Origin of the sequence: Coleofasciculus chthonoplastes PCC 7420 (genome assembly GCF_000155555.1) — a bacterium.
Taxonomy (GTDB): domain Bacteria; phylum Cyanobacteriota; class Cyanobacteriia; order Cyanobacteriales; family Coleofasciculaceae; genus Coleofasciculus; species Coleofasciculus chthonoplastes_A.
This window is the reverse complement of the sequence record NZ_DS989843.1, coordinates 107437-121954: the sequence shown is the minus strand read 5'-3', so window position 1 is coordinate 121954 and position 14518 is coordinate 107437. Positions and strand designations below refer to the sequence as shown.

The window sequence follows — 14518 nt, the reverse complement described above, 5'->3', positions numbered from 1 at the left end:
ATACTCCTACACCAACCTGAGTACAGGTATGGTGTAGGCTTCGCAACCAATCCGGCTATTGCTTAGGAGGCGTTGCGCTTTAAGAACGGGATGCCCCTCCGCTCTATTTCTGATATTAATAGCTGCATTGTGGTCACGATCAAGACTGCACCCACAATCAGGGCAGTTGTGCCAACGCATAAACAGCTTTTTAGGTACTTTCTCGCCGCAATTGGAGCAATCCTGTGAGGTATTATGGGCGCTGACTGGGATTACCAACTTTCCCAGCATTGTCGGCTTTGTTTGTCAGTATCGACAGAAAGTTTGACCACCCAGCATCTAGCACGGATTTAGCCAATCTTGTACGAGCAAGTCCTTTGATGTTCAACTCTTCATGAGCCACTACGTCGTACTTTGACAGCAGATAATTAGCTGTCTTGAAGTGAAAGTCTTTCCGCTTGTCTGCTACTTTCTTGTGTTGTTTTCCTAGTTGCTTGATAGCTTTGAGTCTACCGTTGCCTCCCTTTTTTCTACGAGATACTCGCTTTTGGAGAACTTGCAGACGTTTTTGAGATTTGCGGTAATGTTGAGGAATAGCAATGGTTTCGCCATCAGAAGTCGTTAAAAATTCCTTCAATCCCATATCGATCCCAGCGATTCTGTCCGGGTTAAAATCTGGCTTGATTTCTGGAACTGTTTTGTCTTCGAGGGAAAGCGTTAAATAGTAACCATCAGCTTTCAATGTAACAGATGCGGTCTTGATTTTCAACCCGTCAGGAATGGGACGATGCAGTATGACTTTAATTTTCCCAAGTTTCGGTAAGTTAATCAATTTACCTTGTAGACATCCCTCTTTCATCTGAGGATAGGTAAAAGTGCGATAACGGTTACGAGCCTTAAACCGAGGTCTACCACTTCTTTTGCCATTGCTATCACCCAAAAGATACTGGTCAAATGTCACCTTCACTCGCTTAACTACATCTTGAAGGACTTGAGAATGAATCTCACCGTACCAAGGATGTGTCTCTTTGAGATGCGGTAAAGTTTTCTTTTGACTGTAGTAGTCAGGATTGTCCCTTAATTCGGGTAGGTGACAAACCAGAGGACAAGCATTAACGGAACAACGGTTTTGTTCATACCAGTTGAACCTATCTGCTAATAGATAGTTGTACTGAGCGGAGCCGAAGTGAAAGATAAAAAACTAGAAATCAGAATTACTAGCTATGAAATGCGGCAACTAGAACAAGAAGCTACTAGGCGCGGAATGACAAAATCCGAGTTAGTTAGAAGTCTCATTGCCCGTTTTCCGGCTCCCGTGTAACTTGGTCATCTCCGTCCCTCCGATGACCCGCCTATCCATCCCGACACCAAGCGGAGTACCGCTATGGTGTGGGGCTTCCGGCGTTAAGCTAAAAAATAATCTATAATTTCACCTCAATGGGTGATAAAGCCCCGTACAATATAGTTTGATAGAATCTTTTGAGGTGGAGGTAACAGAGCAATCATGCCCGCAGCCGTTGGGACGATTGAAACGTTAGGGTTTCCTGGGGTACTTGCCGCAGCAGACGCCATGGTAAAAGCTGGCGCGGTTACCCTGGTGAAGTTTGATCGCAATGAAAGTGGTCGCTTTATGGTCAGCGTTCGGGGCAAAATATCCGAAGTTAAGGTGGCTGTAGATGCGGGTCTAGAAGCGGTGGAGAAAACACACGGCGCTGAGATAACCGGTTACTACATCATTCCTAATCCCCACGAAAATGTTGACACCGTTCTACCGATTGAATATACCAGTCAAGTTGAACAGTTTCGCTCATTTTAACTGAGTAAGAGAAGGGGAAATGTTTCAGTGACTCTATGTCTGGTTCGCGATTAAAAGCTAAAGACAAAGAGTATGTTCCTGAAAAAATACCCATAATTCGTAGAATAAATTTTTGAGTTCATTAATTGATTGAGGAGATTGGCAATGTCAATAGTAGCAGTTGGGTCAATTGAAACCAAGGGCTTTCCCGGTATATTAGCCGCCGCAGATGCTATGGTTAAAGCGGGTCGAGTGACCATAGTCGGCTATATCCGCGTTGGTAGCGCTCGTTTTAATCTGAATATTCGTGGCGATGTTTCCGAGGTAAAAACCGCCATGGATGCTGGAATTGCAGCCGTTGAGAAAACCTATGGTGCAACCTTAGAATCGTGGGTGATTATTCCCCGCCCTCATGAAAATGTGGAGTGTGTTCTGCCAATTGCGTACACAGAAGAGGTTGAGCAGTACAGAGAAGCGGTTGAGAATCCATTAGTCCAAGGTAGAGGAAACAGGTTGCAACGTTAGGAAAATAAGGAAAAGTTTTGTCTCTGGTAGGTTGAGGAATTCGCTTAAGGTAATGGTTTGATCTAGCTATATCAGGACACGATATTATCGTGCCCCTACCCCATCTCAGGGATAATTGATTGGGTAGGGGTACAGCATTGCCGTACCCTTATGATAGTTAGCGATAACCTCTCAATTTAATCAATAACAAACCTGCCTTCTGCTATATCGCGCCAGCGAATCACACCCAGGATTCAATCCACCATGATCTGTCGCCTCAACAGACTCATCATTTCTCCCGAAGCACCATAAGGAATCGGTGGACTCCATTCCCTTACCTCGGCAAACCGTAAGCGATGCAGCGTTTTGATAATGCTGTTGATCCCTTTACGGGAACCAATCACCATCACCTTAATAAATTCTTTCCTGGAAACTGGATCGCTAGAAGCCTGAATAGAAACCTGAGCAGAGGGCAATTGATTGTCATTTGGCACAAAGTACGCTTGCATTTGAGTTCACCTGATTTATACCCAATCATGTTGTTGGTTCCAACAACATCTAGATCAATTCTGCCAGATGTTGTGAGTTCCAACAACATTTACTTGCGGATCATCCTCTGACACGATTAGAGGTATGGGAAAAGCGGGAAAAGCTCTCAGACAAGCATTGAAGACATACGGCATCAGTCAAAACAAGCTAGCCGTAACTTTGAAGGTTGATCGTTCAGTTGTATTTCACTGGTTTCACGAAAATCGAGATCCCTCAGCCGAAACCGTGGTGCAGATTGCTGAGGCACTTCATAGCCTCAATCCTGATGCAGCAGCAGAATTTATCCGACTGTACGTGGGTGATTTCCTCAAGAGTGATGAGGAAGATTGAAGGGACGTTTAATGTGGTCTTAGTAGACAACATCAAGTCTAGCCAAATGTGATTTGACAAGAGTGAAGCCGTCAGCCAAATCGCCCTAAGCCAAGATATGCATACAGTGTAGCGATTTGTCAAAGGGGAACTTCAGGTTAACGGTGAGTCAGGGAACCAAGAATCCCCGTCTATGCAGTAGCATGGTCGGGGAGTGTCAATCCCGATAAAATAGACTTAGTTCCTGTATAGGGTCTTAAAAGTGACCGTCTGGTATTTTAATATCCCTCTAATCATTCCCTGGCAATTTTAGTAAAGTTGATTCAACCCCTATGAGACGTCGAACTAACCCCATCGCTTCTATCCTGAACGCCACCACCCTCGCCATCCTCGGCGGGATTTTTATCCTGGGAATTGGCGTCGGTATCGCCTTTAGTTCCACCGCCAGTCCCAATCTGGAAAATGTAGCATCCCGTGAAGCTATTGACCGCAGTGCGCCCAATCCGGAATTGTGTATCCAGTATGGTGCCAGTGCGATGGTTACAGATATGCGGGTTTTTGTTACCCTCAACCCCTTTAACGTTTACGTCACCCAGCCGAGTATGCGCCCCGGATGTGTTTTGCGCCGGAACAACTGGGCAATTTTAGAGAAACGGAACCTGGTTACTTCGGATCAAGTGAAATCCTGTAAAAATCGGATGAATACCTTTGGCTTCACCGGTCCATTGGAAGGTAATCCAGAAATTGAATGTATCTATCAGAATGAGGTAGAGGATAACTTATTCCTTACCAAACCAGGAGGAGGCAGTTCACCCTCTGAAACCGATAAGTTTTAACGCCCATTTTGCCTACCATCTAAGGTGTAGAGACGTTGCATGCAACGTCTCTACATTTTTGTGTAATCGGGCAACGAATACATTCCCTGTTCCCTGTTCCCTGTTCCCTTCTTCTAATCCCGATGCATTAAAGGTCGTAGCGCATTTAACCCAGCTACGATCGCACTTCCATTATGCACCCCTGTGGCAACTAGGGGATGAAGTCCCACCGTTGACGCCAATCCCAACGCCGCCACATTGGGAGTAACAGCTAAGGCTGTATTCTGCTTGACAATTGCCAGAGTTTGTTTACCGATCGCGATCGCATCCAGTAAACTAGCTAAGTCATTCTCCATTAGCACCACATCCGCTGTTTCCCTCGCCACCGCTGAACCATCACCAAAGGAAATCGATACATCTGCATACGCCAGCGCCACGGAATCATTTAACCCATCCCCGGTAAACGCTACCGTTTTCCCCTGTTCTTTTAACCGACGCACCACCTCAGCTTTGGTTTGGGGGAAGGCTTCGGCGTGAACCTGAGACAAGGGAATCTCTAACTCCTGCGCCACGGCTACGGCTTTAGTTTGGCTATCCCCCGTTAGCAGATGAATCTCCATGCCATACTCATGCTGCAACTGATGAATCACCCGGCGGCTTTCTAAGCGCAAGGGATCTTTATATTGAATCACCCCTTGGAATTCATCCTCACACGCCACATAAATTAAGGAAGAATCAGCCGAAATGGGACAATCTTGCTGGCACCCCCAGAGTTGACGACAACAGGGATGCTGATCATAAAAACAATCCACACTAATCCCAGCTTGCCGCAAAAAGCGATCGCTTCCTACTAATACTCTCTCACCGTCAATCTCAGCCCGCACACCTAATCCGACTTCATAATTCCACTCACCACGGGGTAAGATATCAATACCCTGTTCCTCCACGTAACGCATTACCGCTTCAGCCACTGGATGAGTCAACCGTTGTTCTGCTGCGGCTGCAAGTTCTAAGATACGTTGTGCCGACAAGCGATTGGTTACGGTTTCCATCGCCACAACTTGAATATTCCCCTGCGTTAACGTTCCCGTCTTATCGAAAACAATCGTATCCACCTGGGCAAGTTGTTCCAAAGCTCGTCCTGAACGGACTAAAATACCATGGCGCGTAGCATGGGTGAGGGCGGCAAGAAAGGTGGTGGGAATCGAGACACGCATCCCGGTAACAAAGTCTAGGGTTAAAATAGACGCTGCCCTAGCCGGATTCCGAGTAATTGCCCAAACCCCACTGGCGAGGAGAAACGCGGGCATAATTGACCGTTCTGCCAGTTGTGCCGCATAATTTTCCATGCGGGTATCATGGACGGGCGCTTGCTGGGCTAACTGAATACTCGCACCCGCGCAGGTATCTGCCCCAACTCGTTCCACTTTGATATACAATTCACCCGATCGCACTAATGTGGATGCATAGACGGTTTGTCCAGCTCCTCGTACCACAGGCATAGATTCCCCAGTGAGTTTCTGTTGATCAATCGTGGCATTTCCCCGCAATACCATGCCATCAACGGGAATTTGTTCGCCCGGATAAACGATTACAGTATCCCCAGGTTTTACCTCAGTCAATGGAACCTGCTGTTTTTCCCCATTACACTCCACCCAAGCATATTGTCCGATAGAATCGAGTAAATCCGTGGCTTGAGCCTGAGACGAACGAGCCGTGCGATCGCGGATAATATCTCCTAATTCGTGAAGTGTCATCATCAGGGCGGGTGTCAGCCAGTTTCCCTGAATTGAAGATAAAGTAATCGCCACCAAATCCAAGCTATCAATCGTGAGCCGACGTTCCCCCAGCAAACTGGTGATGGCACGTTTCGCCACAGGTAACCCCGCCACAGCGACAGAACCCGCCACCAGAGATTGAGGAATGGGCAGGCGCAACGGACCGGCTAACAGGGCGAGGAGAGTAGCCAGGGCGGGACGTTTCAATTCAGACCAATCATTTTCGTCTAGTGATTGGGGATTGGGATTTGGGGATTGGGATTCCCCAAGTAGGGCGGGTTTAGTCAAGTTAGCGGTTTCTTGGGTAACGTTATCGGTCAAACCCGCCCCTACAAATTGGCTCCCCTGCTCCCTGTCTCGTCTTCCAGAGGTTTGAATCAACTCCAGCAACACCCTACGCATCTGAACATCAGACAGCCTCTGAGTGTTATAGCCAATTACAATAGAGGCGGCGGCGCGACGAATACGCACCTGAGTTATCCCATCTTGGGACGCCATCAATGCTTCTAAACAATGGGCATAATCAGCATCATCCACCAACCGAGGCACGCGAAATCGCACCCGTCCCGGAATCGAATGCACTACGCGACAAGGGATTCTCCCAGACGGTGCAGCCGTATTCCTTGACGGCTTTGCCCAATTGAAATAGTTGGAGTTATCATAACTTGCGTAGCTTGCGATCGCGTCCCATCGGATGTCCAGATTTACCATACTCATGCCTCAGAACTTTTGATTGGTCGTTAGGCATTTCTACTATAAAACGTTAAGGATGGTTAATTCAGAGTTGGCAATTTTTATTCACAAATTATTAAGATATTAGTCGATAATTCAACGATTTTTATGAATTTCTAGATCCATCAGGTTTCCTGAAGCCGAGGACTCCCGCGAACACGCTGAAGGAAAAGAAATTATAGCGGTACTAAGACAGATTAGGATATTCTTTACTGTTCCCTGTTCCCTGTTCCCTGTTCCCTCTTGGACTAACTGATGTCCTTTCCGTACCTCGTAGTGCTATAAGTCGTTAACCCCAACGGTTAACTGGCTTCACAACCTGTATTCGAGGTAGAACCATCTGGCATCGTCACCCCACATAAATTCGATTTTCTCAACTCAGCATCACTTAAATCAGCGCCATTGAGATTAGCGCCACTCATGTTAATATCCACAAGACGAGCGGAGTTCAAATTCGCCTCACTCAAATTCGCATTCACCAAGAAAGCCTTAAGCAGATTGGCATTACTGAGGTTAGCCCCCGTTAGATTAGCATTCTCAAAGTTAGCCTTTTCTAAGTCAGTATTGCTCAGGTTGGCGTTGATGAGCTTGGCATTGACTAAAAAAGCATGGCTCAGATTTGCCCCCGTTAGATTGACATTAAGTAGATTAGCATCGACTAAAAAAGCATGAACCAAACTTGCCCCAGTTAGATTTGCATTGACTAAATTTGCACCAATTAAATTGGTGTGATGGGTATAGACCATGTTAGCTTCTTTGTAGATATCACTACTCAGATTTGCTTCCGTGAGATTGGCTCCTTCCAGATTAGCTGCCATTAACCAAGCACCTCTCAAAGACGCATTACTGAGATCTGCATTTTTAAAGTTAGCAGAGGAGAGAAGCGTTCGACTGGTTCTCCGCGCATCCAAATTGGCTTTTCTGAGATTAGTATTTTCTAGAGTTGCCCGTTCGAGATTACTCCCTTTTAAATTAGCCTCACTCAAATCAGCATCGTTCAAATTAACTCTTGCCATATTAACATCGACCAAACGAGCAGAATGCAAATTAGCACCCTGAAGATTCACATTAACCAAGTACGCTTTAGTTAAATCTGCATTGCTGAAGTTCGCGCCAGCGAGATTTGATCCGGCTAAATTAGCACCCCCCGCTTCCCCTGCTCCCTCTGCTCCCCCTGCTTCATCGTATCTACGAAGCTGCTCAAGTATTTTTGCCAAGCTGCACTAGGGATAAAGAGTGGTAACAATTAACCCCTCCCTAACCCTCCCCTTGTCAAGGGGAGGGAACTCGAATGACTTAAACGCCTATTCGTGTTAGGTTAACCGTTGCCAAGGCTTCCACCAAACTGCGGACAGCCGCAACCATCGCCACTTCGTTGTCTAACTGATTCACCGCCGAACCAACGCCAACGCCAGCCGCGCCTGCGGCAATTGCCATAGGTACGGTGACACTGGATAAGCCAGAAGCACAGAGTACAGGTACAGATACGGCGCGAGAAATTTCCGATGCAGCGGCTAAGGTGGGAGCGGCTTTTTCAATCAAGCCCAAGGTTCCCGCCGAACGAGGTTGACTGCTCGTACCGCCTTCGGTTTGAATAATATCTGCCCCGGCTTGCACCAGTTCTTGTGCCAGTTCCACTTGCCGATCTAACGTCAGGATATGCGGAACAGTAACGGATAGAGTAATATCAGGCAAGAGCGATCGCGTCTGTTGGGTCAAGGTTAAAACCTCTGCTGCCTCAAACCGCCGCCCTTGGGCGTAGAAGCTATCGAAATTCCCAATTTCTATCAAATCTGCCCCGGCTTCCACTGCATTGACAAATCGCTGGGGTTCTACGGCAGAAACACAAATTGGTAGATTTGTCAACCCTTTTACAAGACGAATCAAATCTGGATCAGCGGCGATATCGACAAACGTCGCACCACCCCGATCCGCCGCCTTAACGGTAGCACTCACCCGTTGGGAGTCAAAGTTATTCAAGCCACTAATAACCTTGAGGACTTGGCGGTGTTCAAAAGCTTTTTGTAGTTTTGGATGCATAGTCATCGTTGCACGTCTGCTCTATATACTAACGATCTATCGTTTATTTTTGTCGAAGTTAATCGCTCAGGTCGCCTACATTTATTCATGAATAGGAAATATATATTGTGCCACTTATCGGGGCGTCGTGTAAATTTGAAGAAAGATAAGATCTTTGCCTAAACTAAGAACAGGCTGGAGAGCTTGTACCATCAGATTCTGGAAAAATGAATTTTGCGCCGGGAAACCTGTCTTCCTTCCACTCGGAAATTTTACAGCAAACCCAACTTGGTCAGCTTTGCGGTCAAAATGAACTCTTTTGCGATCGCTATGAGATCTTGCGAATGTTGGGGCGCGGTGGGTTTGGCGTGACCTTTCTCGCCAAAGATGCTGAGTTACCGGGTCAACCGCTTTGTGTGATTAAGCAACTTTGCCCCAAAGTTGATGACCCGAAAGCCTTGGAGAATGCTCGCCAGCGTTTTGAACGAGAGGCAAAAATTCTCGGCAAACTGGGTAGTCACTCTCAGATCCCCATGTTACTCGATTACTTTGAGACTGGAGAGGAATTTTTTTTAGTTCAGGAATATGTCCGTGGTTCAACCTTAGCACGGCTAGTCAGGCGGAGTGGATGTTTATCTGAGGTAGCCATCAGACAGTTTTTGGCGGAAATGCTACCCCTACTCGACTACATTCACCGCAATAACGTGATTCACCGAGATATTAAGCCACAAAATATTATCCGCTGTGAAGACGATGGTCGGCTGGTGTTGATTGACTTCGGTGCGGTCAAGGAAAAGTTGGTGCAAGCCCTAGACAGTAGCATGAAACTCGCCTCAACTCATTTTATCGGCACCGTCGGATTTGCCCCACCCGAACAGTTTTCGCTGCGCCCGGTATTTGCCAGTGATATCTACGCCCTAGGGATGACCTGTCTTTACCTGCTAACCGGAAAAGCGCCTCTAGACTTGCACAGCGATCGCCAAACCGGTGCCTTATACTGGGAACGCTTAGTTCATATCAGTCAGCCTTTGACTCAAGTGCTGCGGAAAATGACGAATGTATCGCTGACGAATCGTTATCATTCAGTTCGGCACATTCTGCAAGACCTGAATTTTAAATCACCCTACGACGATCTGGCGCAGTATTTAGTCAAACAACCCCCCCCGAAAACTAGCACCTCAGCCAATCAAGATGAAAGTAACCGCAAGGGTTATCGCACTCCCGCCGCAAAAGAGGCGATTGCCATTCGGGACTGGAAACAACGGCGAGAAAAAAAGCGGTGGCGTCCGAGTCAACCGCCATTGGGAAATTCTAAGTGAACAGAATAGTCAAGCATGTCCTTTACCTATAATCGCACCGTCCGCTTTCAAGATACCGATGCTGCTGGTGTCGTTTACTTTGCCAATGTTTTGGCGATGTGTCACGAAGCCTATGAAGACTCTCTAGCCAAGGTGGGTATTAATCTCAAGACATTTTTTAGCCACACTGCTGTGGCTGTGCCAATTATCCACAGTAGTGTAGACTTTTTCCAGCCCATGTTTTGTGGGGACAAGCTGCTGATTGATGGGATACCTCAACGGTTAAGTGATAGCAAGTTTGAAATTAAGTATCAGGTTATCGATGCTGCTTCACCGCAACGACACCTAGCAGATGCCTTAACTCGCCATGTTTGTATTGATACGAACACTCGCACTAAAATTATCTTGCCAGATGGGATGATTAATTGGTTATATAGCACTACGAAGAAACGTTAGGACATCAGTTAATCCCCACAGGGAATAGGGAATAGGGAACAGGGAACAGTAGAGAATGTCTTAACCTGAATGTCACTGACTTAAGCTGGGTTCGTAGTAGGCACTTTAGTGCCAGAAGCGCTAAAGCGCTTACTACAAACTCTAAAGTCAGTGCCATTCGTCTTAACCTGCTTTACACCCCACACCCTACACCCTACACCCTACACCCTGCCCCAGTCTGTATTGCACCCAATCGAGAAGTGCCATTGTAGCCGTGCCAATTGGCAAACTGTACATATCCAGATGTTACCAAAGCTACAGATTGGGCGAGATGGATTGGTTATTTAATAGTCAATCAAAAGAGTTACCTATTATCCTATCTAAACCAAACTATATTTTTCTACTGTTGAAGTATTGACAGCAGGAGATTTAGTTATGGAATCTGTTCTTATTGTGATGCTTTTGGGTATTATATTCATGCTGGAAGTTTTAACCAGAAATGATCATGTTTAACTTGAGCTTGACTGGCAATTGAACGCTGACTTGTGCAGCAAGCCCTATTTAGCCATCGCCTAACCGCCGTACCTGAGTCGCCCCAGTGATCGGTAAACTACCCATAATTTTCATCAAATCTTCATTTTATGAAGATTGTTCGGTGAATCTACGCGAAATTGCTGATAGAACAGCCGCAAATTTTTCAGTAAGTTTACTGAAGTTATTTAGGAGGGTTTTTAGTTTATGATTTTACTTGACAGGAAGTTTTATCCCGGTGATTTTCCATCACCAAGTCATAGCTGAGTTTACCACTGGAGTCTTGCCAGTGATTGAGTAAGGTTATTTCAGGGCAATGTTTAACATAAGATTTACGTGTAATTTAACCGCCACGGCATTAGTCTTGGCACTCCTGAGTTATAGCTTAACCTCTGTGCAGGAGAGTTCAGCGCGATCCGTCAAACAAGAGCGATTTGCTCAAATTGAGAGTGGAATTAAATTAGTTGGTGTGTTTCGGGCAAAACAGTGGCGTTATCAAAAGTAGCCGGGAAATAAATTTCCGGAACCCAAAGCTTAAGTAAGCTAAAGCTTACTCCATTAAAGAATTTGAACCCGTTAAAACGGGTTTTAGCTTTCAGCCCGTAGACGCGGAGCGGCTTCTCTTAGAGTACTTTAGTTCAGGGCGACTTGCTCCTATAATGTTGCTCCATTAAAAGATTTGAACCCGTTAAAACGGGTTTTAGCTTTCAGCCCGCTCTTGAGTTCAGGGCTTTAATTCAGGGCTAACCGCACCCGCTCCAATTCTTGCTCCAAATTCGCTAAAACATTTTGCAATAACTGTAACTGATGATGCTCAATTGTCAATTTTAATGGTTCATTCGTCAAATTAACATTAATCACCGTTTCCGCCAATTTCATATATGCTTCCAAAGCAGAAACCGCCTCGCGGCTAAAACACGTTAGGTACTCTGTTGCTGCATCGGTGTAAGCTTGAGTCACTTGTTCTATATAAGACGTAGACGATTTTGGCGGTGCAGAATCGCTAGGAGTTTTGTTTAACAAATACGTCGCCCCACCCGCAACCGCCGCACCAACGGGTCCACCAAATACCCAACCCAATCCTGTTGCGATCGCAACTGGAGTAACGCCCTTAGTTCCCTTGGCTTGGGGTGGGGGTTCGGGAAGCTTGACTTCTGGGGGTTTGGGAAAGGGAATCGTCAGATCAGGGGGAGGTTGGCGATCGAAAAATTCACTGGCTTGATGCACCCATTTAACAATTCCCTGTTGATGGTTCTGAATCGCCTCTTTAAAACCACCTTGTTCCCATAGATTAAATGTACCCTGCTGAAGCGCTGTAACCAGTTCTGATTGATAGCGTTCTAAAAGTTTCGGTAAATAGAGCCATCCTTGGAAATCAGACACACTGGCGGCGAATCCTTTTTTTATTAGGTTTTGTGCTTTTTGTTTAATCTCTAATTTGGTTTGATGCTTTTGTTCAGCCACGGTGATTTCAGCAGAAACGGCTTGCACTTTGACAGTTGCAGCCTGTTGGATTTGAGACGCGATCGCTTGCACACGGGGAAAGCGGAAGGCGAGGCTCTCATGGCGCGTGGCGACAATGCTTTGCAGCGCCGATTCAAACATATCTAACCCCGTGGTTTGGGCGGCGGCGGTATCGCCTTTGAGTCGATAGCGTAAGGCGGGGAGAGCATCGACGCGATAGATATTACTGATATTATTGGGCAGTTGCGATCGGAAACTTTCTGCTACAAACAGCAAACGGTTATAGACTTGTTTCTGCTCGTCGGGTTCCAATAAATTTAGAAAATTTACCACAAAAATAACCGTATTTATTCCCCTATCCAACAACCAATCTCTCAGGTGTTCTCGCTCCCCTAATGTCATCAACTTACGACCATCGAGAACCTGAACAATTAAATCAGCCGAGAGCAGTTGGTCGCGAACTAAAGCGTCCTGGGCTTTCCGATCATCCGTTCCCGGTAAATCCAGCAATTCTACCCCCGTTTTTAGGAACGGATGGGGACAAAAAACCTCAACATTCGTCACATCCTCCCGCATCCGCCGTTGGTCATCTAATATGGCAAACTGTTTCAGGACATCTGTACCGTTCTCGCTGATTTGTTGACCATTAGAGAGCGTAATGCGCGTGTGTAATTCGTTCCCGTAACCGATATGAATCGCTGCACCTGTGGTGGGGATTAAATCGATAGGTAGGGTACGTTTACCCAATAAAGCATTGAGTAGGGTTGATTTCCCGTAATTAAACGGACCAAAAACAGCAATGCGGAAAATCGGATTCTCCAGATAATCGCAGAGTGCGATCGCGTCTTGGCGGAGTTGGGCATTTTGTTCCCCATCCAGCAACCCAATTGCCGATCGCAGCGTGTTAGCAAGTTCGCGGAAAACGTCCTGTTCCATTGGTCATTCGTCTTATGTCTTATGTCTTATGTCAGAGTTTGAGGAATCTTTATCTAACTTAGTAGAGTTGGGTTTATTTCCATCAACCGTAACTAAGGGTACACTATTTTTCTGATAGAAGGGGGTTCAATCCTTTAACATGATAGACAGTAACTATTACAGATTTCATCATGATCAAAGCGTATGCCGCTCATGAACCCGGAGGACAACTCCAACCCTTCGAGTACGATCCCGGTACTCTCGGTGATGAAGAGGTAGAGATTAAGGTCGAGTATTGTGGGATTTGTCACAGTGATCTGAGTATGCTGGACAATGAGTGGGGAATGACCGACTACCCCTTTGTTCCAGGTCATGAAGTTGTGGGTACAATTGCTGCATTGGGCGATAAAGTCACCACGCTCAACCTAGGACAACGAGTTGGATTAGGGTGGTTTTCGGGTTCCTGCATGACGTGTGAATGGTGTATGTCAGGAAATCACAACCTTTGCTCGAACGCAGAAGGGACAATTGTCAGTCGTCATGGTGGATTCGCGGATAAGGTTCGTGCGGATTACAGTTGGGTGGTTCCCCTACCTGATGGGATCAATCCCGCTACCGCAGGTCCGTTGTTCTGCGGCGGGATTACCGTATTTAACCCGATTGTTCAGTTTGACATTAAACCAAGCGATCGCGTTGGCGTAATTGGTATTGGTGGATTAGGTCATATCGCTTTGGGTTTCCTCCAGGCTTGGGGGTGTGAGATCACAGCATTTTCCAGTAGTCCTGATAAAGAAGCAGAAGCACGGGAATTGGGAGCCACTCATTTTATCAATTCGGGCGATGTCAACGCCTTAGAATCCGTGCAGAATTCCTTTGACTTTATTCTCGCCACAGCGAATGCTGACCTCGATTGGAACGCCTACATTGCTGCATTACGTCCCAAAGGTCGGTTACACTTTGTTGGAGTCATTCCCAATCCCTTATCCACCCCCATTTTCCCTCTGATTCTTGGTCAAAAGTCAATTTCAGCTAGTCCAGTGGGGAGTCCAGCAACGATTTCCCAGATGATCAATTTCGCCGCACGACAGGGCGTTGAACCGATTACTGAAACCTTCAGCTTTGAGCAGGTGAATGAGGCGATGGAAAAACTGCGCCATGGTAAACCGCGCTATCGCTTGGTTTTAAAGCATTCATGAAAAGCCCTGCTCCTTGGTCAGATGATTATTACACCTTGGATGTAGAAGGATTGATGCAGACGGTGGGATTTGAACATCACGTCACCGTGGCGAGTGAGCCGCGACATCGCACCATTATAGGTCGAAAGCCGGAGGAAGGATAGAGCGCGATCGCTCCAAGGAATATAAGCTATCATGCATTTAAATTGGGTATTAGTAG

15 protein-coding genes and 1 pseudogene are annotated in these 14518 nt (G+C 46.4%); 10 read left to right on the top strand and 6 right to left on the bottom strand.

All coding sequences use genetic code 11. The features are described from left to right. Nucleotides 1–6: 6 nt before the first annotated feature. Nucleotides 7–1174, bottom strand: a pseudogene (locus tag MC7420_RS04545) (RNA-guided endonuclease InsQ/TnpB family protein). Between MC7420_RS04545 and MC7420_RS44005 the strand changes: the two are divergent. The 3 genes from MC7420_RS44005 to MC7420_RS04535 all read left to right on the top strand — a co-directional run bounded on the left by MC7420_RS44005 (nt 1166) and on the right by MC7420_RS04535 (nt 2299). After that, on the top strand, nt 1166–1300 hold the full coding sequence (locus tag MC7420_RS44005) for a plasmid mobilization protein (RefSeq protein WP_006098781.1): 135 nt from the start codon (nt 1166–1168) through the stop codon (nt 1298–1300). The pseudogene MC7420_RS04545 and the gene MC7420_RS44005 sit on opposite strands and share 9 nt — an antisense overlap. Nucleotides 1301–1483: 183 nt before the next feature. Then, the gene (locus tag MC7420_RS04540; RefSeq protein ID WP_006099036.1) at nt 1484–1795 is read left to right on the top strand and encodes a carbon dioxide-concentrating mechanism protein CcmK; all 312 of its coding nucleotides are present in this window, start codon (nt 1484–1486) and stop codon (nt 1793–1795) included. 144 nt (nt 1796–1939) lie between these two features. Then, the gene (locus MC7420_RS04535) at nt 1940–2299 is read left to right on the top strand and encodes a carbon dioxide-concentrating mechanism protein CcmK (RefSeq protein WP_044205095.1); all 360 of its coding nucleotides are present in this window, start codon (nt 1940–1942) and stop codon (nt 2297–2299) included. 233 nt (nt 2300–2532) lie between these two features. On the opposite strand, the gene MC7420_RS04530 is transcribed toward MC7420_RS04535, so the two are convergent. Next, nucleotides 2533–2787, bottom strand: a complete 255-nt coding sequence (locus MC7420_RS04530; protein WP_006099052.1) for a hypothetical protein — start codon at nt 2785–2787, stop codon at nt 2533–2535. 124 nt (nt 2788–2911) lie between these two features. Between MC7420_RS04530 and MC7420_RS04525 the strand changes: the two genes are divergently transcribed. Together MC7420_RS04525 and MC7420_RS04520 are read left to right on the top strand one after the other, a co-directional pair. Then, the gene (locus tag MC7420_RS04525) at nt 2912–3157 is read left to right on the top strand and encodes a helix-turn-helix domain-containing protein (protein WP_006098931.1); all 246 of its coding nucleotides are present in this window, start codon (nt 2912–2914) and stop codon (nt 3155–3157) included. A gap of 311 nt (nt 3158–3468) precedes the next feature. Further along, on the top strand, nt 3469–3972 hold the full coding sequence (locus MC7420_RS04520; protein WP_006098983.1) for a DUF3172 domain-containing protein: 504 nt from the start codon (nt 3469–3471) through the stop codon (nt 3970–3972). A 113-nt stretch (nt 3973–4085) separates the two neighbouring features. Here the strand turns inward: MC7420_RS04520 and MC7420_RS04515 are convergent, their stop codons facing one another. The 3 genes from MC7420_RS04515 to MC7420_RS04505 all read right to left on the bottom strand — a co-directional run bounded on the left by MC7420_RS04515 (nt 4086) and on the right by MC7420_RS04505 (nt 8507). After that, on the bottom strand, nt 4086–6440 hold the full coding sequence (locus MC7420_RS04515) for a heavy metal translocating P-type ATPase (RefSeq protein ID WP_006099041.1): 2355 nt from the start codon (nt 6438–6440) through the stop codon (nt 4086–4088). Nucleotides 6441–6763: 323 nt separating this feature from the next. After that, nucleotides 6764–7678 (bottom strand): pentapeptide repeat-containing protein, encoded by a 915-nt coding sequence (locus MC7420_RS04510; RefSeq protein WP_006099090.1) that lies wholly within the window; start codon nt 7676–7678, stop codon nt 6764–6766. A 79-nt stretch (nt 7679–7757) separates the two neighbouring features. Continuing rightward, nucleotides 7758–8507: a DUF561 domain-containing protein gene (locus tag MC7420_RS04505; RefSeq protein ID WP_044205091.1), complete on the bottom strand. Its 750-nt coding sequence runs from the start codon at nt 8505–8507 to the stop codon at nt 7758–7760. Between the two features lie 200 nt (nt 8508–8707). Between MC7420_RS04505 and MC7420_RS04500 the strand changes: the two genes are divergently transcribed. From MC7420_RS04500 to MC7420_RS04490, 3 genes are all read left to right on the top strand, one after another. Next, complete coding sequence (locus tag MC7420_RS04500) at nt 8708–9799, top strand: serine/threonine-protein kinase (protein ID WP_006099038.1); 1092 nt, start codon at nt 8708–8710, stop codon at nt 9797–9799. Between the two features lie 15 nt (nt 9800–9814). Beyond that, on the top strand, nt 9815–10234 hold the full coding sequence (locus tag MC7420_RS04495; protein ID WP_006099114.1) for an acyl-CoA thioesterase: 420 nt from the start codon (nt 9815–9817) through the stop codon (nt 10232–10234). An 826-nt stretch (nt 10235–11060) separates the two neighbouring features. Continuing rightward, nucleotides 11061–11249 carry a hypothetical protein gene (locus MC7420_RS04490; RefSeq protein ID WP_006098911.1) on the top strand — a complete coding sequence of 63 codons (189 nt, stop codon included), beginning with the start codon at nt 11061–11063 and terminating at the stop codon, nt 11247–11249. Nucleotides 11250–11476: 227 nt separating this feature from the next. Here MC7420_RS04490 and MC7420_RS04485 read toward each other — a convergent pair whose 3' ends face one another. Continuing rightward, the gene (locus MC7420_RS04485; protein WP_006098864.1) at nt 11477–13144 is read right to left on the bottom strand and encodes a dynamin family protein; all 1668 of its coding nucleotides are present in this window, start codon (nt 13142–13144) and stop codon (nt 11477–11479) included. 170 nt (nt 13145–13314) lie between these two features. Between MC7420_RS04485 and ahr the strand changes: the two genes are divergently transcribed. Both ahr and MC7420_RS39165 read left to right on the top strand, forming a co-directional pair. After that, a complete protein-coding gene (ahr, locus tag MC7420_RS04480; RefSeq protein WP_006099071.1) occupies nt 13315–14319 on the top strand; it encodes an NADPH-dependent aldehyde reductase Ahr in 1005 nt (334 codons plus the stop codon). Then, nucleotides 14316–14462 carry a hypothetical protein gene (locus MC7420_RS39165; protein ID WP_006099050.1) on the top strand — a complete coding sequence of 49 codons (147 nt, stop codon included), beginning with the start codon at nt 14316–14318 and terminating at the stop codon, nt 14460–14462. Before ahr ends, MC7420_RS39165 begins: the two co-directional genes overlap by 4 nt. The last annotated feature ends 56 nt before the right edge of the window (nt 14463–14518 follow it).